The sequence below is a fragment of the Vulcanococcus sp. Clear-D1 genome (genome assembly GCF_014654725.1).
Classification (GTDB): Bacteria; Cyanobacteriota; Cyanobacteriia; order PCC-6307; family Cyanobiaceae; genus Vulcanococcus.
Genome location: NZ_JACVZV010000015.1, coordinates 144,051 through 166,188, shown reverse-complemented (window position 1 = coordinate 166,188; position 22,138 = coordinate 144,051). Strand labels below are relative to the sequence as shown.

25 protein-coding genes and 1 other RNA gene are annotated in these 22,138 nt (G+C 64.4%); 11 read left to right on the top strand and 15 right to left on the bottom strand.

Features of this window, described 5'->3' with window-relative positions; genetic code table 11:
- Positions 1 to 51: 51 nt before the first annotated feature.
- The 4 genes from ftsH (at position 52) to H9532_RS05175 (ending at position 5,027) form a co-directional block, all read left to right on the top strand.
- On the top strand, positions 52 to 2,016 hold the full coding sequence (ftsH, locus tag H9532_RS05190) for an ATP-dependent zinc metalloprotease FtsH (protein ID WP_296366167.1): 1,965 nt from the start codon (positions 52 to 54) through the stop codon (positions 2,014 to 2,016).
- 102 nt (positions 2,017 to 2,118) lie between these two features.
- The gene (locus H9532_RS05185) at positions 2,119 to 2,886 is read left to right on the top strand and encodes a Coq4 family protein (RefSeq protein ID WP_296366166.1); all 768 of its coding nucleotides are present in this window, start codon (positions 2,119 to 2,121) and stop codon (positions 2,884 to 2,886) included.
- A gap of 34 nt (positions 2,887 to 2,920) precedes the next feature.
- The gene (locus tag H9532_RS05180) at positions 2,921 to 3,349 is read left to right on the top strand and encodes a hypothetical protein (protein WP_296366165.1); all 429 of its coding nucleotides are present in this window, start codon (positions 2,921 to 2,923) and stop codon (positions 3,347 to 3,349) included.
- Positions 3,350 to 3,461: 112 nt separating this feature from the next.
- Positions 3,462 to 5,027, top strand: coding sequence for an amidase (locus tag H9532_RS05175; protein ID WP_296366164.1), 1,566 nt, complete (start codon positions 3,462 to 3,464; stop codon positions 5,025 to 5,027).
- A gap of 3 nt (positions 5,028 to 5,030) precedes the next feature.
- Here H9532_RS05175 and H9532_RS05170 read toward each other — a convergent pair whose 3' ends face one another.
- The gene (locus H9532_RS05170) at positions 5,031 to 5,171 is read right to left on the bottom strand and encodes a DUF2256 domain-containing protein (RefSeq protein WP_010308870.1); all 141 of its coding nucleotides are present in this window, start codon (positions 5,169 to 5,171) and stop codon (positions 5,031 to 5,033) included.
- Between the two features lie 10 nt (positions 5,172 to 5,181).
- Positions 5,182 to 5,772: an ATP-dependent Clp endopeptidase proteolytic subunit ClpP gene (gene clpP, locus H9532_RS05165; RefSeq protein WP_296366163.1), complete on the bottom strand. Its 591-nt coding sequence runs from the start codon at positions 5,770 to 5,772 to the stop codon at positions 5,182 to 5,184.
- Between the two features lie 99 nt (positions 5,773 to 5,871).
- Between clpP and psb29 the strand changes: the two genes are divergently transcribed.
- Complete coding sequence (gene psb29, locus H9532_RS05160) at positions 5,872 to 6,546, top strand: photosystem II biogenesis protein Psp29 (protein WP_296366162.1); 675 nt, start codon at positions 5,872 to 5,874, stop codon at positions 6,544 to 6,546.
- On the opposite strand, the gene H9532_RS05155 is transcribed toward psb29, so the two are convergent.
- From H9532_RS05155 to petN, 4 genes are read right to left on the bottom strand one after another with little or no spacing between them, the layout of a single operon-like run.
- The gene (locus H9532_RS05155) at positions 6,539 to 7,789 is read right to left on the bottom strand and encodes a hypothetical protein (RefSeq protein WP_296366161.1); all 1,251 of its coding nucleotides are present in this window, start codon (positions 7,787 to 7,789) and stop codon (positions 6,539 to 6,541) included. The genes psb29 and H9532_RS05155 overlap by 8 nt on opposite strands.
- The gene (locus tag H9532_RS05150) at positions 7,780 to 9,027 is read right to left on the bottom strand and encodes a CofH family radical SAM protein (protein ID WP_296366160.1); all 1,248 of its coding nucleotides are present in this window, start codon (positions 9,025 to 9,027) and stop codon (positions 7,780 to 7,782) included. Before H9532_RS05150 ends, H9532_RS05155 begins: the two co-directional genes overlap by 10 nt.
- The gene (locus H9532_RS05145; protein ID WP_296366159.1) at positions 9,024 to 9,212 is read right to left on the bottom strand and encodes a hypothetical protein; all 189 of its coding nucleotides are present in this window, start codon (positions 9,210 to 9,212) and stop codon (positions 9,024 to 9,026) included. The genes H9532_RS05150 and H9532_RS05145 overlap by 4 nt, the downstream gene beginning before the upstream one ends.
- A gap of 2 nt (positions 9,213 to 9,214) precedes the next feature.
- The gene (gene petN, locus H9532_RS05140; protein ID WP_296366158.1) at positions 9,215 to 9,316 is read right to left on the bottom strand and encodes a cytochrome b6-f complex subunit PetN; all 102 of its coding nucleotides are present in this window, start codon (positions 9,314 to 9,316) and stop codon (positions 9,215 to 9,217) included.
- A gap of 76 nt (positions 9,317 to 9,392) precedes the next feature.
- Here petN and clpS point away from each other — a divergent pair, with 76 nt between their 5' ends.
- Positions 9,393 to 9,674 carry an ATP-dependent Clp protease adapter ClpS gene (clpS, locus tag H9532_RS05135; protein ID WP_296366157.1) on the top strand — a complete coding sequence of 94 codons (282 nt, stop codon included), beginning with the start codon at positions 9,393 to 9,395 and terminating at the stop codon, positions 9,672 to 9,674.
- Here clpS and H9532_RS05130 read toward each other — a convergent pair whose 3' ends face one another.
- Complete coding sequence (locus H9532_RS05130) at positions 9,675 to 9,920, bottom strand: hypothetical protein (protein WP_296366156.1); 246 nt, start codon at positions 9,918 to 9,920, stop codon at positions 9,675 to 9,677.
- 44 nt (positions 9,921 to 9,964) lie between these two features.
- Here H9532_RS05130 and H9532_RS05125 point away from each other — a divergent pair, with 44 nt between their 5' ends.
- Positions 9,965 to 10,243, top strand: coding sequence for a DUF2103 domain-containing protein (locus H9532_RS05125; protein ID WP_296366155.1), 279 nt, complete (start codon positions 9,965 to 9,967; stop codon positions 10,241 to 10,243).
- A 102-nt stretch (positions 10,244 to 10,345) separates the two neighbouring features.
- Positions 10,346 to 10,705 carry a hypothetical protein gene (locus H9532_RS05120; RefSeq protein WP_296366154.1) on the top strand — a complete coding sequence of 120 codons (360 nt, stop codon included), beginning with the start codon at positions 10,346 to 10,348 and terminating at the stop codon, positions 10,703 to 10,705.
- A gap of 45 nt (positions 10,706 to 10,750) precedes the next feature.
- Here the strand turns inward: H9532_RS05120 and ssrS are convergent.
- From ssrS to H9532_RS05105, 3 genes are all read right to left on the bottom strand, one after another.
- A non-coding RNA gene (gene ssrS / locus H9532_RS05115) (6S RNA) lies at positions 10,751 to 10,933 on the bottom strand.
- A 6-nt stretch (positions 10,934 to 10,939) separates the two neighbouring features.
- On the bottom strand, positions 10,940 to 12,202 hold the full coding sequence (locus H9532_RS05110) for a 5-(carboxyamino)imidazole ribonucleotide synthase (RefSeq protein WP_296366153.1): 1,263 nt from the start codon (positions 12,200 to 12,202) through the stop codon (positions 10,940 to 10,942).
- 61 nt (positions 12,203 to 12,263) lie between these two features.
- Complete coding sequence (locus H9532_RS05105; RefSeq protein ID WP_296366152.1) at positions 12,264 to 13,160, bottom strand: sugar ABC transporter permease; 897 nt, start codon at positions 13,158 to 13,160, stop codon at positions 12,264 to 12,266.
- Positions 13,161 to 13,217: 57 nt separating this feature from the next.
- Here H9532_RS05105 and recQ point away from each other — a divergent pair, with 57 nt between their 5' ends.
- Both recQ and aroB read left to right on the top strand, forming a co-directional pair.
- A complete protein-coding gene (gene recQ / locus H9532_RS05100; protein ID WP_296366151.1) occupies positions 13,218 to 15,065 on the top strand; it encodes a DNA helicase RecQ in 1,848 nt (615 codons plus the stop codon).
- Between the two features lie 25 nt (positions 15,066 to 15,090).
- Positions 15,091 to 16,212: a 3-dehydroquinate synthase gene (aroB, locus tag H9532_RS05095; RefSeq protein WP_296366150.1), complete on the top strand. Its 1,122-nt coding sequence runs from the start codon at positions 15,091 to 15,093 to the stop codon at positions 16,210 to 16,212.
- 13 nt (positions 16,213 to 16,225) lie between these two features.
- Here the strand turns inward: aroB and H9532_RS05090 are convergent, their stop codons facing one another.
- Both H9532_RS05090 and H9532_RS05085 read right to left on the bottom strand, forming a co-directional pair.
- A complete protein-coding gene (locus tag H9532_RS05090) occupies positions 16,226 to 16,906 on the bottom strand; it encodes a hypothetical protein (RefSeq protein WP_296366149.1) in 681 nt (226 codons plus the stop codon).
- Between the two features lie 44 nt (positions 16,907 to 16,950).
- Positions 16,951 to 18,150 carry an SAM-dependent methyltransferase gene (locus H9532_RS05085; RefSeq protein ID WP_296366148.1) on the bottom strand — a complete coding sequence of 400 codons (1,200 nt, stop codon included), beginning with the start codon at positions 18,148 to 18,150 and terminating at the stop codon, positions 16,951 to 16,953.
- 48 nt (positions 18,151 to 18,198) lie between these two features.
- On the opposite strand from H9532_RS05085, the gene H9532_RS05080 reads away from it, so the two are divergent.
- Positions 18,199 to 19,005: a TPM domain-containing protein gene (locus H9532_RS05080; protein WP_296366147.1), complete on the top strand. Its 807-nt coding sequence runs from the start codon at positions 18,199 to 18,201 to the stop codon at positions 19,003 to 19,005.
- Between the two features lie 9 nt (positions 19,006 to 19,014).
- Here the strand turns inward: H9532_RS05080 and H9532_RS05075 are convergent, their stop codons facing one another.
- The 3 genes from H9532_RS05075 to H9532_RS05065 all read right to left on the bottom strand — a co-directional run bounded on the left by H9532_RS05075 (position 19,015) and on the right by H9532_RS05065 (position 22,125).
- Positions 19,015 to 19,704 carry a glycoside hydrolase family 104 protein gene (locus H9532_RS05075; protein WP_366664523.1) on the bottom strand — a complete coding sequence of 230 codons (690 nt, stop codon included), beginning with the start codon at positions 19,702 to 19,704 and terminating at the stop codon, positions 19,015 to 19,017.
- A gap of 451 nt (positions 19,705 to 20,155) precedes the next feature.
- Positions 20,156 to 21,241: a hypothetical protein gene (locus tag H9532_RS05070; protein ID WP_296366146.1), complete on the bottom strand. Its 1,086-nt coding sequence runs from the start codon at positions 21,239 to 21,241 to the stop codon at positions 20,156 to 20,158.
- Complete coding sequence (locus H9532_RS05065; protein ID WP_296366145.1) at positions 21,235 to 22,125, bottom strand: TIGR04168 family protein; 891 nt, start codon at positions 22,123 to 22,125, stop codon at positions 21,235 to 21,237. The genes H9532_RS05070 and H9532_RS05065 overlap by 7 nt, the downstream gene beginning before the upstream one ends.
- Positions 22,126 to 22,138 lie beyond the last annotated feature (13 nt).

Here is a 22,138-nt window from a genome sequence, read left to right as displayed (position 1 = left end):
CAGGAGCCGCTTTACACTTGTTAAACATCTCCACCTGTTTCTGAGGCGGCCATGAATCAGCGCTGGCGCACGATTGCCCTCTGGGTGCTGCCGATCGGGGTGGCCCTTTTCCTCGGTTGGCAGGTGCTCGGCAGTGGCGCCAGCCGCCTCAGCGCTCCCAATGGCCCCACCGTGGCCCCGAGCAATGCCGCCGTGGCGCGGATGAGCTACGGCCGCTTCCTCGATTACGTGGACGCGGGTCGCGTCACCGCTGTCGACATTTTTGATGGCGGCCGCACCGCTGTTGTCGAAGCCGTCGATCCCGACCTCGACAACCGCGTGCAGCGCCTGCGCGTGGATCTTCCCGGCCTCGCCCCTGAGCTGGTGAACAACCTCAAGGAACAAGGCATCAGCTTCGATATTCATCCTCCTCGTCAGGCGCCGCCGGCCCTCGGCCTGTTGGGGAACCTGCTCTTCCCGCTGCTGCTGATCGGCGTGCTGGTGTTCCTGGCTCGCCGCGGGAATGGCATGCCCGGCGGCCCCGGCCAGGCCATGCAGTTCGGCAAAACCAAGGCCCGCTTCCTGATGGAAGCCGAAACCGGCGTCAAATTTGACGATGTGGCCGGTGTGGAAGAGGCCAAGCAAGACCTCCAGGAGGTGGTCACCTTCCTCAAGACCCCTGAGCGCTTCACCTCCGTGGGCGCCAAGATCCCCAAAGGCGTGCTGCTGGTGGGCCCTCCCGGCACCGGTAAAACCCTGCTGGCCAAAGCCATCGCTGGTGAAGCCGGTGTGCCCTTCTTCTCCCTCTCCGGTTCGGAATTTGTGGAGATGTTCGTGGGCGTGGGTGCCAGCCGTGTGCGCGATCTGTTCAAGCGCGCCAAGGAAAACAGCCCTTGCCTGATCTTCATCGACGAGATCGATGCAGTGGGCCGTCAGCGTGGCGCCGGTGTGGGCGGCGGCAACGACGAGCGGGAGCAGACCCTCAATCAGCTCCTCACGGAGATGGACGGCTTTGAGGGCAACAGCGGCATCATCATCATTGCCGCCACCAACCGCGCCGACGTACTCGATTCAGCGCTGCTGCGCCCCGGCCGTTTTGATCGCCAGGTGCAGGTGGATGTGCCCGACATCAAGGGCCGCCTCTCTGTGCTGAAGGTGCACTCCCGCGACAAGAAACTCGCAGAAGACGTGAGTCTCGAGGCCATCGCCCGCCGCACCCCCGGCTTCTCCGGTGCCGACCTGGCCAACCTGCTCAATGAGGCCGCCATTCTCACGGCACGCCGCCGCAAGGAAGCCACCAGCCTGGCTGAGATCGACGACGCCGTCGACCGAATCATCGCCGGCATGGAGGGCAAGCCCCTCACCGATGGCCGCAGCAAGCGCCTGATCGCCTATCACGAAGTAGGCCACGCCCTGGTGGGCACCCTGGTGAAAGCCCACGACCCTGTCCAGAAGGTCACCTTGATTCCGCGCGGCCAGGCCCAGGGCCTCACCTGGTTCTCCCCCGACGAGGAGCAGATGCTGGTGAGCCGCGCGCAACTCCGGGCCCGGATCATGGGAGCCCTGGGCGGCCGTGCTGCAGAAGACGTGGTGTTCGGCCACGCTGAAGTGACCACCGGCGCCGGCGGCGACATCCAACAGGTGGCCTCGATCGCCCGCCAGATGGTGACCCGTTTTGGCATGAGCGAAGTGGGCCAGCTCTCCCTCGAGGCTGGTAACCAGGAAGTGTTCCTGGGCCGCGACCTGATGACCCGCAGCGACGGCTCCGATGCCACCGCCGCCCGCGTCGACCTAGCCGTCCGCCAGATCGTGCAGAACTGCTATGAGGAAACCGTGAAGCTCGTGGCCGCAAACCGCGCCTGCATGGACCGCGTGGTGGATGTGCTGATCGAGAAGGAAAGCCTCGATGGTGATGAGTTCCGTGCCCTCGTGGGTGAATTCACGGCCATCCCTGAGAAAGAGCGTTTTTCTCCCTTCATCAGTGATGGTGAGGTGGTGAGCGAAACCAAGGCTGAGCCGGAAGCTGCACAGGCCTAAACCCTCCTCTCACCCCAACCAACAGCCCGTGCTTTGACGCACGGGCTTTTTTTGTGCACCATCAAGGGCACTGAAACCAACCGAGAGGATCCAGCATCCACCATGGGATTCCGCTACCTCAATCAGATTGCATCCAAAGAGCACATCGCTGAATTTCTCGAACTGGCCGACCTAGCAGCTGGAGGCGGGGAGAGTGCCAACAATGTGTTTGAGCTGTCGCGGCGGATCACCGGCAATCCGATGGTGGTGTGTGAGCGCAAACTCAAACAGGATCCAGCTGCGGCTGCCTTGATCAGGCAACGCCGCTTAAGTGGGCCCTACAACGTGGAGGCGATGAAGCAACTCCCGAAGGGAAGCCTCGGGTACACCTACGCCAAGGTGATGGAAGCGATGGGCTACGACATCGATTTTTTCCCTGATCCGGCGTTCTACAACAGCCTTGAAAGTGATGCTGATTACATCAACTACAGGGTCTACGCCACCCATGACCTACACCATATTCTGAGCGGCTTCAGTCTCGACAACTTTGGCGAGATCGGTGTGGTGAGTATCAGTGTGAGCCAGTTCAGCTTTCCCGGTTTCCTCTTTCTCGATCTGGTGAGTCTGATGCTGAGCTTTTTCCAGACCGACAAGCTTGACGAGGAGTTCACCAATGAACTGGAGCGTGCAGGCAGCATCGGCTACAGCTTTGACCTGATCACCCAGGGCATGGACATGGGGATCAAAGCCAAACCCCTCTTTCCGATCATTTGGGAAGAGCGCATGGCCGACAACCTCGACGATCTGCGCCATGAACTCGGAATCGAGCCGGTTCGTGAAGGCCCCTACAGCTGGTACAGCAATGCTGCCATTCAGGACGCCCTGAGTTAGGGCGCCCCTCATCATGACCAGCAGATTCAGGGAGATGATTCCGCATGCCCTTGTGATGGCGATCGATGCCCTCTGGGGGTGGACGCTCTCTGCCTTCGGACAGCCCCTGTTGATCGAACTGCTTGATCACCGTCAATGGAAGGCCGTCGAGGTGTTTGACGGCCTGATTCTTCCGAGGCTGTGGGTGTCGTATGTCGTGGTGCTGAGCACTCAGCTTGTGTGGGTGATGCTGGTGTCACCCCGTCAGCTCCAATCCAGAAGCCTTCGACAGCTTTGGTGGCTCGGGTGCGGCATCAGCTTGGCCAGTGCACTGACCGTGCAGGTTCAACTCAATCTGCCTGGATCCGCCTCAATCCTTCTGCTGGCGGCGCAGCTGATGGATGTCACCTTGCTCTACTGGCTCTCCACAGCTCTTCTCACCCCGTCCGCAAAGCGCAGGGGGGTCATTCCTGGCTGGGGATGAACATCATTCGGATGCGCATCGCAAGGGATGTCATCTGTCGACTTTCATCAACACACCCACAGCCTTGATGGAACGCTAGCCAAACTTTTAAGCGAATAACACAAACGCTGTTGTGACCGTCACTCGCCGCAATGCCCTGCAGATGTTCGGAGCCACTGCAGGCTTTGGGATGGCGGGAGCCCTGGGGCTCGCACCATCCGCAAGAGTGAGAGCGGCTGGTGCCTCAGAGAGCCGCGATCTCGAACTCGCTTACATGACGGCGACGGAGCAGCTCCAGCTGTTCCGCCAGAAAAAGCTCTCACCGGTGGAGGTGCTGAAGGCGCAGCTTCGGCTCACCGAGCAGCGCGGCAAGGTGGTGAACTGCTTCACCTACCTCCATCCCAAGGAGGCGATGGCGCAGGCCCAGGAATCTGAACAGCGCTGGCAGCAGGGCAATCCGCGCGCGCTTGAGGGCATCACGGTGGCCCTCAAAGATGAGATGGCGGTGAAGGGCTGGACCATGACGTCCGGCTCGAAGGTGTTTCGGGATCGGGTGATGACCACGAACGACCCCATCGTGGTGAAACTTCTCGAAGCAGGGGCTGTGTTGCACGCACAGACCACGGTGCCCGAGATGTATTTCCTGATCGTGACCTGGAGTGAACTCTGGGGCGTCACGCGCAACCCTTGGAATCTGCAGTATGCCGTTGGGGGATCCTCGGGCGGTAGCGGCGCTGCACTGGCAGCAGGTCTCACCACCCTGGCCACTGGCTCAGATCAAGGAGGCTCCATTCGAATTCCAGCGGCGTTTAACGGCCTGTGGGGCTTCAAGCCGCCCTACGGACGGGTGCCAGTGGAGCCCACCTACGTGAGCCTGCTTCCTTCTGTGCTGGGGCCCCTGGCGCGCACCCTGCCGGACATGATCCGCCTGGAGAACGTGATTTCCGGCCCAGCGCCCGGCGTGATGAACTCCCTGCGCCCGAAGCTGGACCTCCCCCTCACCTATGCCGGGGTGAAGGGCATGCGAATTGCCTACTCACCGAATCAGGGCTGGGCCCGGGTGAGTGAGAACGTGCGGCGCAACACCGAGGCCGCGCTGGCAGCACTGGAACGACAGGGCGCCGAGATCACCAAGGTTGACCTGGACTTGGGTGTGGATGGCAGTGACATCCGCAAGGTGTTGTTTGAAGTGTTGCTCACGGGGATTCAGGGAGCCGACATGGCCGATCTGCTCAGCCAGAAAGAGCAGCTCACCAGCTATGCACGCCACTTCGCCGAACTCGCTGCCACGTCGATGGGACCCAAACAGGCCCGTGATGCAGCACAGGTCTCGGCAGAGATCTATCGCCGAGTTGACGCTCAGGTGTTCCAGAGCGGATATCAGGCACTGATCATGCCGACACTCACCACCAGCGAAATCCCTGCTGATCTCGACCCCTTCCGGGACAAGGTGCTGGTGGATGGTGTGGAGGTGGATGCCCTTGGAGGCTGGGCCCTCACCCCCCTCTGGAACCTGCTCAATTGGAACCCCGTGCTGGCTGCACCCACAGGGCTGGATCCCGACAACATGCCCACCAGCATCCAGATCGTTGCGCCCACCTATGAGGACGCCACCTGCATGCGTGTGGGATCAGCCCTGGCCTCGGCGATGCCGCAGCTCTACACCGGCAACCGCTTCCCCACCCTCACCAGCAGCTGATCCTCAGCGGCGTTTGCGGCAACGGTCGGAGCAGTAGATCACCTCCTCCCACACCGTTGCCCATTTCTTACGCCATGAAAAAGGCCTGCCGCACACGGGGCAGACCTTGCTGGGCCGCTCCGAAGGAGGCCGGCCCTTGCCCATCGGGCGCTGCTTAGACGGCACGCACCGGACGCTTGTCGATCACCTTGTCGATCAAGCCATACTCGGCGGCTTCAGCCGGCGACATGAAGAAGTCGCGGTCGGTGTCTTCTTCGATGCGGCTCAGGGGTTGGCCGGTGCGATCGGCGAGCTCCTGGTTGAGCTTCTTCTTGAGATAGAGGATCTCATCAGCCTGGATGCGGATGTCGCTGGCCTGGCCGCGGGCACCACCGAGGGGCTGGTGGATCATGATCCGGGAATGGGTGAGGCTGCTGCGCTTGCCTTTGGCACCAGCACAGAGCAGGAAGGCACCCATCGAAGCGGCCAGGCCAACACACACCGTGTGCACATCCGGCTTGATGTGCTGCATGGTGTCGAAGATGCCCAGACCGTCGTAAACAGAGCCGCCGGGGGAATTGATGTAGAGGAAGATGTCCTTCTCGGGGTCTTCTGCTTCAAGGAAGAGAAGCTGAGCCACGATCCGGTTTGCGGACTCGGAGGTGACAGGCTCACCGAGGAAAATGATCCGCTCGCGCAGCAGGCGCGAATAGATATCGAACGCCCGCTCGCCCCGGCCCGACTCTTCGATCACGATCGGGATCATCGACACAAGGGGCTCAGCAGCTGGCGGGATCCTACTGAGCTCCAGCCGAGTTCAGCGATCCTCGCGAGCTAGGGTCCCAGCACGTCGATCGATGAGAACGTGGGCGTGAGCCTCACTGTTGCGGATAGCAAGCGTGCCTTCCACAACGCTTTCCCCTATGTGATCGCGCCGATCTACCGGCGCCTGGTGGATGAGCTGCTGGTGGAACTGCACCTGCTCAGTCATCAGAAGGGGTTTCAAGCCGACGGCCTGTTCGCTGTGGGCCTCACCCAGGTGTTCGACAGCTTCTCCAAGGGCTACCGCCCCGAGGAACAGCGCGAGCCTCTGTTCGAAGCGCTGTGTAGCGCCAATGGTTTCGATGGTGGTGCGCTGCGCTTCCAGGCGCAACAGGCCCGCGACCAGGTGGGCCACCACAGCCTTGAAGACGTGAAGGGCTGGCTCTCCAACCAGGGCCAGGGCGCACCGGAGGTGATCGCCTCTCTGCTGGGCAGCGTGCAGCGGGATGATTTCCACTACTCCCGCTTGGTGGCGGTGGGCCTGCTGAGCCTGCTGCAGAGTGCCCAGGGCGCCGATGCCCTGGATCCACAGGCGTTGCGCAGCTCAGCCCATGAGATCGGCGAGGCCATGGGGTTGATCAAAGACCGCCTGGACAAAGACCTGAGCCTTTACGCCGGCAACATCGAAAAGATGAGCCAGGCTGTTGAGCTGATGGAAGAAACGGTGGCCGCCGAGCGCCGTCGCCGCGAGCGTGCCGCCGAGGGGAGCGCTACCTGAGCTCCAGGCGTCCTGCCAGGGCTGTGGATCCAGAACCACGGCCCAGCAACACCAGCTGTGCAGCGCGTTTCACCACCAGCGGTAAACCCGGGGGCAGCAATTGCAGCGCTTCAAGCTCCGCGGGCTGCACCGCCAATTGCCAGTCGCCCTCTGCTGGTGCCTGCAGGGTTGGAGCCTGGACGGGATTGGGGCCCAGGAACAGAAGCAGTTGATCAGGTGCCAGCCAGCGCCAACCTCCCACCACAGCGCCATCCTCACGGTTCCAGAGACTGAGCGCGGGCTGCGGTTGCAGGCGGGTGAGCCCCTGCTGTTCAAGGGCGGTGCTCAGGTCGAGCAGCCAGCGCTCCCACAGCTTGCGATCACCGGGTAAACGCACAACCAACTGGAGGCCAGCGCGGTAGGCCCCTTTGGGCTGGGCCTGAAGCCGCAAGCTGAAGGGAGCGCTCTGCAGCTGGCGCAGTTGCTCAGCACCGAGGCCATAGCGCTCGGCCAGGGCGGTGCGCAGCAGGGCCGTACTGAGCAGGCCTCGCAGCAACAGATCGAGCCGCTGGCCGCGTAGCTCCAGCGGTTGGGCCGTCGAGGGATTGAGTGGCAGGGCAGGCACGCTGAGCCGATTGGGGGCGGCGCCGTGGGCATCGGGGCTGGCCTCAGCTTCCCCCTGCCAGAGCAGCGACGAACGCTCACTGCGCAGGCTGAGGCAGCCCTGCTGGAGTGTCATCGCCAGAGGTGCCAGGGGGCCCAGCATCTGGGCCAAGGCTGCGGGGTTCCAGTGCACCGCTTCCTCTTGCAGCAGCGCCTGGCTGCAGCGCAGATCAAGGCCCCTTGGCGGGCGTCGCCGGAGCTTGAGTTGCTCCTGCAGCAGCTGGCGAGCCAGGGGGCTCGGAGCCACCACGATCAAATCATCGACCCGCAAACCATCTGTAGGGAGCGGCTCAGTGGACGACGCCGAAAACACCAAATAGGCGCCGGCATCACCATGGGGGCCCCAGAACTGCCACCACAGGCGCCGCTGGGCACGCCAATAGCGCTGCGCGAGCTCTGGTCCAAGCCGTTGCTGCCAAAGGGCTGGCGCTGGTTGCGCTGGCCGGGCCGCAAAGCTCTGCAGCAGAGCTGCGTCGGGCATCAGCCGGTCGAGGCCGCTGGCCAGGCGACGGGGCACGAGCAGAACCAGAGTTGCGGGCACAACTAGCAGCACCGCGCTGGTGAGGGCCGTGACCCGCAGGGGTAGATCCTTCAGACGCACGCTGGCACAACCCCATAGAGGGTGGTGCGCTCCCGCACTGGGCGCTGCAGCGATCTGGCAGCCGCCCGCAGCGCTGCCACCGATTGCGCTGTACCGCCCAAGGCGCCGGCCGCACTGGTGATGCTCTCTTCCATCAGGGTGCCGCCGAGGTCGTTGCAACCCCAGCGCAGCGCCTCGGTCGCTCCGGCCAGGGTGAGCTTCACCCAGCTGGGCTGGTGATTCACAATCCAGCGCTCCAGCAGCAGCCTCGCCTGAGCCGTCAGCGCGAGCATCGCGGGTCGATCAGGCTGATCACGACCCACGCGCTGGCGCAGCGCTGCCGGAGCCTGCGCACCGATAAAAGGGAGCAACACGAACTCGCTGAAACCAGCCTGTGAATGCTGCCAGGCCACCTGCTGAAGAGCCACCAGCGTGAGCAGATGCCCCGCGCGTTGGCGACTGGTTTCCAGATGGCCCGCCATCAATGTGGCTGTGCTGCGGAGACCACTGCGGTGCACCTGAAGCACCACAGCGCACCACTCACGGGCGGTGAGCTTTTCAGGGCAAAGCCGTGCGCGAACCGCCTCATCGAGCACCTCAGCCGCCGTGCCCGGAATCGAGCCAAGGCCGGAAGCCATCAGTCCATCGATCACCGCCTGCAGCGGCACCTGATCCTGCTGCGCCATGAACAGCAACTCCTGGGGGGAGAAGGCATGCAGATGCAACCCCGGCGCTGCCTGCTGAAGCGCTTGAAGGAGAGCCTGGTAGTAGCGCAGAGCTGATCCATTCAGCCGCGCTTCTGGGTTGAGCCCACCTTGAATGCATAGCTCCGTGGCACCGAGCTGGGCGGCTTCAGCGGCACGCTCCTGCAGCGTGTCAAAACTGTGCCAGTAAGCCCCGTCAGCGCCGGGATCGCGGCGAAAGGCACAGAAGCTGCAGTGCTGCAGGCAGTGGTTGGTGAAATTGAGATTACGGTTCACCACGTAGGTGACCGTGTCACCCACCAAGCCGCGGCGAAGCCGATCAGCCTGCTGCTGCAATGACTCCGAAGGCGGCTGAGCCAACAGAGAAGCCGCCAATGCGAGCGAATGAGCGCTTGTGGGGGCAGCCGCGACGTGGTCGGCAAGCTGCTGTTGCAGGTCGACGTTCCAGACCACTGAGGTGGCGGGAGACGCTTCTGATGCGAGCTGTGACGGCGCCAACACCGCCTTCGAGGTGCGCCAAGCCCAGGGGTCGAACGACTCCTGCGTTGCGATCACCGAAGGGCCTTGGCTTTGGTGCGGGGCTTCGGTGAGGCAGCCACGGGTTGCTGCCGGCGCCTGCGATCGCGCCATTCAATGGTGGAGAGGTAGATCACCCCCCCACTCACAAACACAAGCAGAAAAGCCGCCAGGATGGCCAGCACGTTGTTGAGCGTGAGGCCAGCAACAACAACGTCGGTCACATTCAGAAGTTGATGGAACCGTCGCCGTTACGACCCCACACCACCATGGCGATCGAGAAGGTAAAGACGGCGCAAAGGGCGGCCCAACCCACGGTGACCAGCATGGTGCGGTTGCAAAGGTGTGTGGAGTTTAGCCAGCGCCGGGGGCCAGACTGATGCTCCCAAGCGGCTTGTGATCTGATGGCACAACAGGCGGTTCAGGAGCGGCAGCGGGTAGAGGCCCCCTACCCGAATGGCCGCGTGATCGTGCTCGATGACGACCACAACACCTTTCAGCATGTGGTGGAGGTACTGGTGCGTTACATCCCAGGGATGGGTGCCGATCGCGCCTGGGAGCTTGCGCACCAGATCGATGGCCAGGGATCAGCTGTGGTGTGGAGCGGACCACTCGAGCAGGCCGAGCTCTATCACCAGCAGCTGGGAGCTGAAGGGCTCACCATGGCCTCGCTGGAGCGCGGCTGATCAGCGGCGGCTGCGCAGGAGCAGATCAAACAAGGGCCTGGTGCGAAGCCGCTGCGATTGGGCATCCAGCACATAACTGAGCACTCGCCCTGAGCACACGGCCAGGCCGCGCAGATGCCCTTCATCGGGCTGCTCGCAGCTGATCAGTTGCGACGGAGAACCCAGCTCCCGCAGCAGTTCTCGCCGCAACAGCTCGCGCATCTCCGGATTGGCCCGGGCTGCCATCGCAATGACAAAGCGGCTCATGGTTTAGCAGGAATCCCTAGGGTTGACGACCACATGCGGCAGCGATGGGCCGGCTGGTGATCACCCACAGCACCTACCTGGAGGGGCTGATCCCACTGCTCAAGCGGCTGGTGCAGGATCCGGCCATCGACACAATCACTCCAGCGGTGATTGCGAGGGTGAAGGGCCGATCGCCGGAGCTGCGACTGAGGGTGTCCACGCCAATCACGGGGGGCTGGAAGCTGGTGGCCCGGCGCGGATCGAGCGCACAGGAGGTGTTTGTGGTGACAGCTCTGAATGCCGAAGCCCTCGAAGAGCGGATCGATCAGGTGCTCAGCCGCTGAGCCCAGCCAGCGCTCAGGACTCAACGCTCCCGATTCCCCGGATACTGGAGGGTTGGCACAGCCATTCAGCCCCACTACGGTTGAAGAGCAAGAATTCAGGCGATGCAGCAGTACGCGATCAGCGGAGACTGGGACCGCGAAGGCACAAGCAAACGCAGGCTGGAATGGTCGAAAGGCGAAACGGATGCGATCACCGGCTGGTTTGAGGTGAAAGGGCGCCGCATCCGGATGTTCAGTAGCGATGCAGCCGGCAGACCCGAGAGCCGTATTGCCAGCGGCAGGGTGGAACAACCCAAGCTGTTGCGCTCCCTCGACGACGGCTTTTGGGGCAGCAACCCAGCCGCGCTGGGCGCCAGCGACGCCTCACGAGCCGTTGTGGATGTATGGGGCGATGGCATCAACAAGTTGGCCAGCCTGGTGGTGACCAACGAGCAGCTTTACAACGCAATCTTTGGTATCTGAGAAGTCTCAAGAGCTGTATTGAGAGCTTAAAAACAGATTGAAAGAGGGTGAACCGCTGTGCCGTTCTGCCCCAGATTCCGACCTGGATAAACCAGAAGGGGAGTCAAAGCGAAGATTCGTTTCCGGCTACGAGGCCGGTCTACGGCACTGTCGCGACAGACGCCCCAAGTCGAAAAGGGAGTCAGATCAGAAAACTGTAGAAGGCAGTCACCAACACAGCAGTCCGGCGAAATCCTAGGACGACTGCCCCGCGTCAGAACCGGGCGGCAGAGGCCAGATCTGCCGCACCTGTTCGAGGCGCTGCATCGCTTCCTGCCGCCGAGCCGCAGGGTCCTGCTGCTGCAGAAGCAGGGTGACATGGCCCAGCTTGCGTCCCACCGATGCGCCTGCCTTGCCGTACCAATGCAGGTGGGCATCCGGCAATGCCGCGAGCGCCTGTCGCTGCAGCTCGTAGGCGGCAAGGGGATCCTCGGCGCTGCGCTGCTCAAACCCCAGCAGATTCACCATCAAGGCACCAGGAGCCTGCAGGGCTGGTTCCCTCAGCTGCTGACCCGAGACAGCCAGGAGTTGGAGGTCGAACTGGCTGAGGTCGCAGGCTTCGATCGAGTAGTGGCCTGAGTTGTGAGTGCGCGGCGCCAGCTCGTTGATCATCAGGCCGCGAGGCCCATAGAACAGCTCAATCGAGAGCACACCCACGTAGTTCAGCGCGGTGAGCAGGGAAGCGGCCATGTTGCGCACGGCCTGCTGCAGGGCGTGGTTGGCCTCATAGGGAGCCAGGACCCAGTCACACACCTGCTGATGTTGGTGGGTCTGGACCACAGGCAGGCACACCACATCGCCCATCTGATCGCGGGCAGCCACCACGGCCAGCTCCAGATCGAAGGCCACGAACTCCTCGACGATCCAGTTGCTGGCTTCGACCCGCTCCAGCAGCGCCTCCAGATCGGCATCGCTGCGCAACACAGCAGTGCCCTTGCCGTCGTAACCACCGCTAGCAGCCTTGGCCATCAGCGGATAGGCAAAACCTTGAGGCAACTGGGGGGGAGCCTCAGTTGCCGGTGGGGCAGAAGCAGCAGCGGGATCCTCCCCAGCAGCTGGCACTTCGGGGAGCTCCATCACGCGATCCAGCGGGAACCAGGCCGGTGAGGGCAGGTTGAAGCGGTTCAGTAACTCGCGCTGGCTGCGCTTGCACACCAGCGGCCGCAGGGCCTCAAGATCAGGCACAAATGGCACGCCATCGGCAGCCAGGGCCTTCAGGCCCTCAAGATCCACCCACTCGTTTTCAAAGCTGATGGCGCTGCAGCGGCTGGCCAGCTCACGGGTGGCCGCCACATCGCGCACCTCGGCCTGCACCACACTGGAGGCCAGGCCAACGGCCGGATCCTGAGGGCCAGGGGTCTGCACATGCAGCTCCACACCACGCCGGCGGGCGGCCTGCGCCAGCATCCAGGCCAGCTGGCCACCACCCACGATTCCGATCGAGGTGGCTGGGCCCATCAATGCGCGTGATCAATGGATCAATGTCGCATCCACAGGGCCGAAGCCGTGGAAGCGCGGGTTAGCTGAAACCTTTGTCGCCGGCGAAGGCAAAGCGCACCAGGCTGAGCAGCAACACGATCACAAACAGGGCCAGCCCCACCGTGCAGGCGTAGCTGATCTCCAGTTCGGCAAAGGCCTGGTCATACACGTAATACACCAGGGTTTTGGTGGCATCAGCCGGACCGCCCTGAGTCATCAGATACACCTCCTCGAACACCTTGGTGGCGGCGATGGCGGAGATCACCGCCACCAGGGTCACATAGGGGCGCAGCAGCGGCAGGGTGATGTCGAGGTGCTTACGCCAGCCCTCGCTGCCATCGAGCTCAGCAGCCTCGTAGAGATCAGCACTGATGCCCTGGAGCCCCGCCAGGAAGATCACCATGTAGTAGCCGAGGCCCTTCCAGAGGGTCACCACCATCACCGAGGGCAAGGCGAGCAGCGGGTTGGTGAGAAAGCCAATGGGCTGAAAGCCAGCGGGGAAGAGCGCGCTCAGCCAGCCGTTAATCAGGCCGGTTTCGGCGTAGAGCCAGCGAAAGGCGATGGCCGCCACCACAATCGACACCAACACCGGCGTGTAGAAAGCGGCTCGGAACCAGTGGATCCCCGGCAACTGCCGATTCACCAGCACCGCCAGGGCCAGCGAACCGAGCACCACCGGCGGCACCACGCCCACCAGATAGAGCAGCGTGGTGCCGAGCACCTTGAAGAACATCGGGTCGCTCAGTAGGCGATGGATGTTGGCCAGCCCCACAAACTGCAGGGGTTCGCTCACATCGAGACCGCTCTGGGTGAAGCTCATCACCAGGGCCATGGCGGCAGGGATCAGCACCGAGAGGCTGATCAACGCCAGCCCCGGCGCCAGGAAGCCCCAGGCGGTTGCGGATGCAGCCCCGGTGCGGGGGGAAGGCTCAGACATGCAACCAGCCGTGATCGCGCCATTGTGGGAGATCCATTCCGACCTGCCAGCCGCCCGATGTTGAGCAGCCCAGCCGCGCTGAGCAGCGATCCGCTCGAGGTGCTGCAACGGGTGTTCGGCTACGCCAGCTTCCGCGGCCCGCAGGAGGCGATCGTGCGCCACGTGATCGCCGGCGGGTCGGGCCTGGTGCTGATGCCCACCGGCGGCGGCAAATCGCTCTGCTATCAGGTGCCGGCCCTGTGCCGGCCAGGGCTGGCGGTAGTGATCTCGCCGCTGATCGCCCTGATGCAGGACCAGGTGGAAGCGCTGCAGCAACTCGGCATCGCGGCCGCCGCCCTGCACTCCGGCCTCGAGGCCGAGGAGAACCAGCGGGTGTGGCGGCAGCTGAACGAAGGCCAGCTGGATCTGCTCTACGTGTCGCCGGAGCGGCTGCTGAGCGGCGATCTGCTGGAGCGGCTGGGCGGCGCACCCCTGGCGCTGTTCGCCATCGATGAAGCCCATTGCGTGTCGCAGTGGGGACACGACTTCCGTCCGGAATACCGCCAGCTCGATCAACTGGCGCAGCGCTTTCCCCATGTGCCGCGCCTGGCCCTCACCGCCACCGCCGACCCGCGCACCCAGGCCGACATCCGCGAACGCTTGCAGCTGCAGCAGGGCGAGGTGTTCCTGGCCAGCTTCGATCGGCCCAACATCCGCTATCTGCTGCGCCATAAACAAAGCGGCAACGCTCAGCTGCTGCAGTTCCTGGCGGAACACCGGGGTGTATCCGGGATCGTGTATGCCCGCTCGCGCAGCCGGGTGGATCGGGTGGCCGCGGAACTCAAGGCCGCGGGCTACGACGCAATCGGCTACCACGCAGGCATGGACGCCGAGGCGCGGCGCCAGGCATTGCAGCGCTTCCGTTTAGGCAGCGGCGTGGTGGTGGTGGCCACGATCGCCTTCGGCATGGGGATCGACAAACCCGACGTGCGCTTCGTGGCCCACGTGGATCTGCCCAAGAGCCTTGAGGCCTACTACCAGGAAACAGGCCGGGCGGGCCGCGATGGTTTGCCGGCGGTGGCCTGGATGGCCCATGGCGCCGGCGATATCCCCCAGCTTCGCCGCTTCATCGACGACTCGGGCGCCAGTGAGGAGCAGAAGCGGATCGAGCACGGCAAGCTCGAGGCACTGATCGCTTACAGCGAAGCCAGCGGCTGCCGGCGCCAGGTGCTGCTGCGCCACTTCGGCGAAGGGCTGGCCAAGCCCTGCAACAACTGTGATGGCTGTCTGGAGCCACAGCAGCGCAGCGACTGCCGCGTGGCCGCACAGAAAGCGCTATCTGCCGTGTATCGCACCGGGCAGCGCTTCGGTGCAGCCCACGTGGTGGATGTGCTGCTCGGCGGCAACACCGAGCGCATCCGCACGCTGGGGCACGACCAACTGAGTGTGTACGGCATCGGCAAAGAGCTGGACCGGGGGCAGTGGCGGGCGCTGCTGCGTCAGCTGGTGAGCCTCGGGGCGCTCGTGTCACCGGCAGACGCCAAAGGGGGCCTGTGTTTTGGTCCACCCGAGCTGGTGCAACCGCTGTTGAAAGGGGAGCGGGATCTGGAGCTGGTGCTGCCGCCACCAGCGAAGGAGCAGCGCCGACGCAGCGCCGGCAGCGCCGGCAGCGCGGTGGGCGCAAGCGCGGCCGTGGATGCCGACGATCCGCTGCTGGCCGCCTTGAAAACCTGGCGACGCGAGCAGGCCCGCGATCAGGGGGTGCCGCCCTATGTGGTGTTCCACGACCGCACCCTGGTGGAGCTGGCGGCCGTGCGTCCCGGATCCCTGAGCGAGCTCGGAAGCGTGAGCGGCATCGGCACAGCCAAGCTGGAGCGCTACGGCACCGCACTGCTGGAGGTGCTGGCAGCCGCAGGCGACCGATAGCCTCAGGCGACAGCAGCGTTGTTTCATGAGCGCCACGGCCGCCGCGATCCGCACCATCGAGGTGGCGCTCAGCGCCAATCCCTATCCGGTGGTGATCGGGCGGGGTGCGCTCTCGGCCCTCGGCGAACAGATCCTGGCCCAGGGCATCAAAACGGGCACCAAGGTGCTGGTGGTGACCAACCCGGTGGTGCATGAGCACTACGGGGCCAAGGCACTGGCGAGCCTGGAAGCGGCAGGCTTGAACGCCAGCCTGCTGGTGATCGAGGCCGGTGAAGACCAGAAAACCCCTGCAACCGTTGGGCTGATCCACGACGCCGCCTTTGCGCGCAAGCTGGAGCGCGGTTCGCTGATCGTGGCCCTCGGTGGCGGCGTCGTGGGCGACATGGCGGGATTTGCTGCGGCCAGCTGGCTGCGGGGCATTGCCGTGGTGCAGGTGCCCACCACCCTGCTGGCGATGGTGGATGCCTCCATCGGCGGTAAAACCGGGGTGAACCATCCCGGCGGCAAAAACCTGATCGGCGCCTTCCATCAGCCGCGCCTGGTGCTGATCGATCCCGACACCCTCGCCACCCTGCCGGAGCGGGAATTCCGCGCTGGCATGGCGGAAGTGATCAAGTACGGGGTGATCGGCGATCCCGAGCTGTTCCGCGAGCTGGAAGCAGCCGGGGAGCGGCTGACCTCGATGGACACCCTCCCGGCCGCCTTGCTGCAGAGCGTGCTCGAGCGCTCCGCCGCCGCGAAAGCCAAGGTGGTGGCAGCGGATGAAAAGGAGGGTGGCCTGCGGGCGATCCTCAATTACGGCCACACCCTCGGGCACGTGGTGGAAGCCCTGTGCGGCTATGGCACCTACTTGCACGGGGAAGCCGTGGCCATTGGGATGGTGGCCGCCGGCGAGTTAGCCCTGGAGCTGGGCCTGTGGAGCGCTAACGACCAAGCCCGCCAGCGGGCGGTGATCGCCGCCGCCGGGCTACCAGGCCGCTGGCCGGAGCTGGAGAGCTCAGCCGTGCTGGAGTGCCTGCAGGGGGATAAGAAGGTGCGCGATGGCTGCGTGCGCTTCGTGCTGCCCACCAGCCTGGGCACGGTGGAGATCCGCAGCGACGTGAGCGGCGAACAGGTGTTGGCGGCACTGGCGCGCTGCCACGACTAGCGCCCAGCCACGCTCAGTTGATCGAACTGGCCGCTCTGGCAATCAGCACGGTGAGGATCAGGATTGCCAGCAACACCTGAAGCGACATCACCAGCTTGGCTGGCCGCGACACCAGATCCTCACTAGTCGGGCCGTAGGTGGAATTCACGTTCAGTGAAATGAACAAATAATCGATCAGATGGGGAACAGGTGGCGGTTCACCTTCTCGACTGGGCCACACAAACGCCCCTCCAGGAGTGCTCACATCAATGAAGACATAGATGAACATGAACACCAGAACGCTCTCCATGTACACCGCAGCCACATCCCAGAGACTGGTGAGTCCGGCACCTTGATGATGGCCGCTGGTGAAGATCATCGCCATCACATTGGCAATCACCTGCAGCACGGAAAATGATAAGTACACCAGCCCCCAACGAAACAAAGAGCGGCGCAGACCACGCAACAAGGCGATCACAAGTCCAAGGGTGACCACGACAAACACCAGCGTGCCCGCTCGCTCAATGCCTGTGACCACAGCCTTAAGCGACGGCTCAATCACCTGATCGCGTTCCAGATGCTGCGCCAGCAGCAGATCCATCAGCCACACCAGCGTGGTGGCGGCAATGACCGCCATTCGGCCCCCACCGCGGGTGAGCCGATCGCGCAGCAGATCGGCAGGGGCCTGGGCAGGTGCAGTGGACTCTGAATGCACGGCGAAAGGCCTGAATGCAGCTCTGAGCCGCAGGATGCCGCGGTTCAGGTCAGAGGGGGATCCTGGAGAAACAAGGCGTCGCTCGGGCCCGGATCACCGGAGGCAGCGGACCTTGCAAACGCGGCCCAGCGGAAATCACCGAGGGTGTGGGGATCCACCAGGCGCAGCAGCGCTTCGCGGCGCCCGAGCAAGGCATCGAGGCCCACACCGCTCTGCTGCTGAAGCCCATGCAGCCGCTGCGCCAACCCCAGCGCCAACAGAGCCTCCCCCTGGCGGCGCTGGCCGAGCGACCGCCAGCCGGCTTCCGCCGCCGCTTGCTCCAGGGTCTCTAGGCAGAGATGAGCCGTGAGATCCCAGCAACCCGGCTCCTGGAGGAGCTCAGTGCTGGCCTGTTGGTTGCGGTAGGCCATCAAGGTGCCATTGCTGCGCTGGGGGGCGTAATAGCGCCAGGCCTCATGGGCGTAATCAATCACCAGCAGCACACCAGAACCCAGCGCGGCGGCGGCGGCCTCCAGCCAGAGGGCCTGCTCGGGATGGAGCTCGGTGCACCAGCCTGGCTGTCGCTGGGAACCCGGCTGGAGTAGCCCGAGCGGTTCGAGCTGGGCGAGCTCCTGCGGCGCCAGGGGTTGGCCGGGCTCGAGTCGCAGGGAGAGCTCAGCGTTCGGCACTTCGTGTAGAGCCACCTGCTGGCGACGCCAGAGGGTTCCGTCCCACACGATCCGCTCCACCGCCAGGGCATCCAGCACCTCATGGGCCAGGAGCACGCCGCACACGGGCTGAGCAGCCAGCTCCGCGAAGCTCTTCCAGCGGCAAGGTAGCGGGCACTCACGCAGGCGCTCCCGCTGCCGCTCGGCCATGCCGGCATTGGGTTCGATCAACACCAGCGTGGTCCGCGCCGCCAGCTCGGGCCAGCCAGCCACCAGCTCCCGGGCCAGTTGCAGAGCCAAATCGCCTTCACCCGGGCCGGCTTCCAGAAGGGCCAGTGCCTGATCAGCAGATTGCTGCTGGAGCCACTGAGCGATCTGGGGGGCCAGCAGGGCAGCGAAATCCGGGCCGAGGGAAGGAGAGGTGACGAAATCGCCGCGGGGGCCCACCTGCAAACGGCCGCTGCCATAAGCGCCGTGCTCGGGGTCATGCAGCGCCCACTGCATGTAGGTGCGGAAAGGCACGGCGCCGCCAGCAGCCCGAAGGCGCTCCGCCAGCCAGGCGGGCGCGGGATGGGCAGGAGCGGCAGCAGAGCTCACGGGCGGGCGATCGACTCAGGGAGAATGCTCGCCACTGAAGCAGGCGCGATGGCTCGAGTGATGGGCTGGTTCACCGGAGCGATCCTCAGCCTGGTGCTGCTGCTGGGCCTGGGCGCCGGGCCGGCACTGGCCTACGACAACCCCGACCTCCTGCCCGATCACCCCACCCCGGTGATCGACCTGGCCAAGATCCTCACCGACACCCAGCGCGCGGCCCTCGAAGCCGAACTCAACGACTTCGAGGCAGTGAGCGGCTGGAAGCTGCGGGTGCTCACCCAGTACGACCGCACGCCCGGCCTGGCGGTGAAGGATTTCTGGGGCCTCGATGAGCGCAGCCTGCTGCTGATTGCCGATGAACGCGGCGGCAACCTGCTCAACTTCAACGTGGGCGATGCCCTGTTCGCCCTGATGCCCCGCACCTACTGGGTGGAGCTACAGACGCGCTTCGGCAACGTGTACTACGTGCGCGACCACGGCCAGGACGCTTCAATCATCGACTCCCTCCACACCGTGAAGGGTTGCCTGGAGATTGGCGGCTGCCAGGTGGTGCCAGGGCTACCCCAGGAGCAGTGGCTGCTGACGCTGGCCACATCCGTGATCGGCGGGCTGATCGTGGGCTTTGCCGCCTACCCCCGCAAGCCGGAGCACACGGTGGAGTGGGCCTGGGTGCTGCTGCTCTCGCCGCTGTGGGTGATTCTCTTCGGCGTGTTCGGGATCGCCCCGATCATCACGCGCACCCCGGATCTCCTGCCCCTGCTGCGCAATGCCCTGGGATTTGTGGGGGCCATCGTGGCGGCCTACCTGATCGCGCAGAACACCGTGGGCAAGCAGAGGCTCAAGGACAGTGAAGGCTGATCTGCCCCTTCAGCGGCCCTGAGCCACGCTGCGTGGACCGACGCGATCGAGCTTCTTCAAGCGACAGCGCAAGGAATCAACCGGTTCGCAGGCCGGCTCTGCAGCAATCGGTGTGGCCGAACCAGCCAGGGCGCGCAGCTCAGCCAGGTTGGCTTCGTAGAAGGCTTTAAGGGCTACATAACGCTTCACCGGCTGGCCGTAGTAGCTCTGGCCCGCCAGGGTGGGAAACGAGGCCCATTCGGGAGCCAGCTTGGCGGCCAGATGGGCCGTGAACTCGCCGCGATCAGCGAGGTGCAGAGCTCCACGGCGCTGGATCAAAAACAGGGCGGCCTGATCCTGGACCTCAGGGCCGAAGCCCTGAAGGCTGAGGCTGCGGCTGGCCAGGGCCCAGGTGAAGGGCATGAACTGGTAGGCACCGGCAGCGGCGCTGGCGTAACGCCCCGTGGAAATGACCCGATCAGGATGGCGATCCAGGCCCGGCATCAGACCACCACCAAACATGATCCGGTAGCCCACATCGTCACCGCGGGCCCAGGTGCCCTCGGCGTAGCGGATGGTGTTCAGCAGAGCGCGCCGCTCAGGGGTGAGGGCGTAACGAAAGAAGCGCTCGAGCGCTGAAGGTCCATCGCTCCCATTGAGCATGGCGAGCTGAGAGCGAGGGCGGCCGAGCTCAAGCGCCGAAGCGGGGCGAGCTGCCATCAGCAACTCCGTTGAGGTGTTAGCCCTGGCAGGCACACTCAGCGCTGCACCCAGCAGCACAAGCCCACCAACCAAAAGCGCAGAACTAGAGCGCAGCGAGTGAGAAAAAACAGACAGCAAAGCCAATCAAGAGGTGAACAACAAACCTTGCGAGCGGATCAATGCCACAAGAAAACGACAGTTGTGCAGCTCCTGATCAACAACCAGAAGAACAACAGCAGTTCAGAAGAACTGAGCCGAGAGCCACAAACAACCAGTCATGCAGAAGCTTTCTGAAAAGAAGATGCTGATGCGACTAGCATTTGAATGTGCAGAGTTTGACTCACAAACCAGCGCATGGGAATCTCATTCGTGCCAGCGAAAAAACCGTCTACCACCATCAAGAACACGAGTGGCAGATTCAAATCACTGAACTGCACTGGGTTTCGTAAGAGAACCCGCAAGTGAATTCCTATTGCGCAGATGCCGCATTTGCGCGTTGCGCTGTAGCCAAAATCACAGCAGCAGCTTGCTCGGCCCCTTCACGGCCAAGCGGGGAGCCACTGGGTGCCAGCAACGGCTGATCCAGCTGCCAATCCCCCCGCTCGAGCTGTTCGCGGCTGAGAAGCCGATTCCAGCTGTGTTGCTGCAGCGCTTTCTCCAGCACCGGTGCCTCGGCAAAACCCTCACGCCGCACCAGGTGAATGCCGATCCCGGCGGCCATGGCCTCGCAGAACGTGCTGTAACCGGGTTTGGTGAGAATCCGGCTGCAGAGCGGCATCAATTCGAGCGGCCGTAGATCTGGCGGGATCAAGCTGGCGTTAGCGGCCTGGGCCAAGGCGGTGTCGCTGACCAGGAAATGGTGCTCCGGCCAACGCTGCAGCAGCTGCGGCTCGAGGGCCAGCCCCAGCCCGCCGAACCCCACCAGCACCGTGCGCTCCGGCGCCGACTCGAGCTGCAATCGCTTGAGCAAGGTCTCTGGAGCATGGCGGGCGCGCCCAGGAGTGAGTCCCACCTCCGTCACCGGAACATCCCAGGGCATGGGCATGGCAAAGGGGCAGCGGATCACGGCGTCGCCCTGGCGGTAAGCCGCAAGGGCGCGATCGGCCCAGGCGGTGAAGGCACCGCCCATGGGCCGGTAGATGGCATCCCAGCCGAAATTGGCCATCCACACCAGCGGTGCCCCCAGCTGGCTAGCCAGCGAGGCTGCCGCTGGAGCTACGTCCCCGAGCACCAGGATCGGTTGCCGCTGGGCCCTGAGCCAGCGCACCTCCGCCTCGATCTGCGCAGGCAACTGCTGCTCGAGATGGCTGAGGGCGGCCAGGGTGGATTCAGCATCAGCGCCCAGGGCATCGGCCTGGATCACCCCGACATCCCAACGGCAGGGGCGCTGCTCAAAGGGAACCGATCCGAAAGCGAGGTTGAGGAACGCTGGTGCCAGGGGGGTGGAGAGCACCAGGCGCCAACGGGGACGCACCTGATGGAGTGCGGTGAGCACCGCGGCCACCCGCGAGCCATGGCCGAAGCCATGGCCGCTCACACAGGCATAGATCAGCACGGCTGCAGCTCCGGGGCCCGCATCAGGGTCTGGCGGTAACGCAGGGCGCCATCAGGGGCGTACCAGCGATGGCTGATCTCATGCAGCTGGCCCCCGCGCAGCTCCACCCAGCTGAAATGGCGCAGCGGCCGGCCTTGCTCATCGTGGCTGTGGCGCGGCACGAAGGCGGTGTTGAGATAGGCGGTACCAGCACGATCCATGCAATAGCTGAGGCGGTCGCCCTGGCCGCGCTTGAGCTTGTGATGCATGTGGCCAAACACCACCAGCGGCACAGGCCTGTGGCGTCTGATTTGGTCGATCGCCAGGGCCAGATCCTGATCGCCCCAATCGCAAGCCGGTGCTTTCCAATCGCGGCCGCAGGGGTCGGCGGCAGCACTGCCGAGGCCACTGGGGCCGCTATGGGCCAACAGGATCAGGGGCAGGCTTGGATCAGCGCGCAGGGCCGCCGCTGTGATTCGCGCCGCCGACTCCTGCAGCGTGACGGGTCCGAATACGGCCTGCGCCGCCTGGTTGAGGTGAAAACCGCCGCCGGCACTGGCCGGCCGGCCGCCCACCACGGCGAGGCCAGGGGGCTCCAGCTCGCGCAGATCCCAGCCGCAGTGGCGGCTGCCCAGGGCGTCGAGTTGGAGTTGCAGGGTGCGGCCACTGGCATCACGGCCGGTGTCGTGGTTGCCCAGGATGCAGGCGAGCGGCAGGGGCAACTGGGCCAAACGCGCCGGGATGCGGGCCTGACCATCACTGAGGTCGCCCACCACCAGCAAGGCGTCGGGGGCGAGCTGCGCCAACAGCTGTTCATCCACCCCGTCCCATTGCCCATGCAGATCTCCGGCGATGGCGATGCGGAGCTCTGCCAAACGGATGCCTAGGCTCACGCCATCCTGCATCAGGTAGGGCCTG

What these genes read in the sequence shown, in the direction of transcription:
- H9532_RS05125 (WP_296366155.1), top strand. Translation starts at nt 9,965, where the DNA reads ATGGGCCGGCTGGTGATCACCCACAGCACCTACCTGGAGGGGCTGATC.
- H9532_RS05185 (WP_296366166.1), top strand. Translation starts at nt 2,119, where the DNA reads ATGGGATTCCGCTACCTCAATCAGATTGCATCCAAAGAGCACATCGCT.
- petN (WP_296366158.1), bottom strand. Translation starts at nt 9,316, where the DNA reads ATGCTGGTCACCGTGGGTTGGGCCGCCCTTTGCGCCGTCTTTACCTTC.
- recQ (WP_296366151.1), top strand. Translation starts at nt 13,218, where the DNA reads ATGTTGAGCAGCCCAGCCGCGCTGAGCAGCGATCCGCTCGAGGTGCTG.
- H9532_RS05080 (WP_296366147.1), top strand. Translation starts at nt 18,199, where the DNA reads ATGGCTCGAGTGATGGGCTGGTTCACCGGAGCGATCCTCAGCCTGGTG.
- ftsH (WP_296366167.1), top strand. Translation starts at nt 52, where the DNA reads ATGAATCAGCGCTGGCGCACGATTGCCCTCTGGGTGCTGCCGATCGGG.
- H9532_RS05110 (WP_296366153.1), bottom strand. Translation starts at nt 12,202, where the DNA reads ATGGGCCCAGCCACCTCGATCGGAATCGTGGGTGGTGGCCAGCTGGCC.
- H9532_RS05130 (WP_296366156.1), bottom strand. Translation starts at nt 9,920, where the DNA reads ATGAGCCGCTTTGTCATTGCGATGGCAGCCCGGGCCAATCCGGAGATG.
- H9532_RS05180 (WP_296366165.1), top strand. Translation starts at nt 2,921, where the DNA reads ATGATTCCGCATGCCCTTGTGATGGCGATCGATGCCCTCTGGGGGTGG.
- clpS (WP_296366157.1), top strand. Translation starts at nt 9,393, where the DNA reads ATGGCACAACAGGCGGTTCAGGAGCGGCAGCGGGTAGAGGCCCCCTAC.
- H9532_RS05075 (WP_366664523.1), bottom strand. Translation starts at nt 19,704, where the DNA reads ATGGCAGCTCGCCCCGCTTCGGCGCTTGAGCTCGGCCGCCCTCGCTCT.
- H9532_RS05105 (WP_296366152.1), bottom strand. Translation starts at nt 13,160, where the DNA reads ATGTCTGAGCCTTCCCCCCGCACCGGGGCTGCATCCGCAACCGCCTGG.
- H9532_RS05170 (WP_010308870.1), bottom strand. Translation starts at nt 5,171, where the DNA reads ATGGGCAAGGGCCGGCCTCCTTCGGAGCGGCCCAGCAAGGTCTGCCCC.
- aroB (WP_296366150.1), top strand. Translation starts at nt 15,091, where the DNA reads ATGAGCGCCACGGCCGCCGCGATCCGCACCATCGAGGTGGCGCTCAGC.
- H9532_RS05120 (WP_296366154.1), top strand. Translation starts at nt 10,346, where the DNA reads ATGCAGCAGTACGCGATCAGCGGAGACTGGGACCGCGAAGGCACAAGC.
- H9532_RS05065 (WP_296366145.1), bottom strand. Translation starts at nt 22,125, where the DNA reads ATGCAGGATGGCGTGAGCCTAGGCATCCGTTTGGCAGAGCTCCGCATC.
- clpP (WP_296366163.1), bottom strand. Translation starts at nt 5,772, where the DNA reads ATGATCCCGATCGTGATCGAAGAGTCGGGCCGGGGCGAGCGGGCGTTC.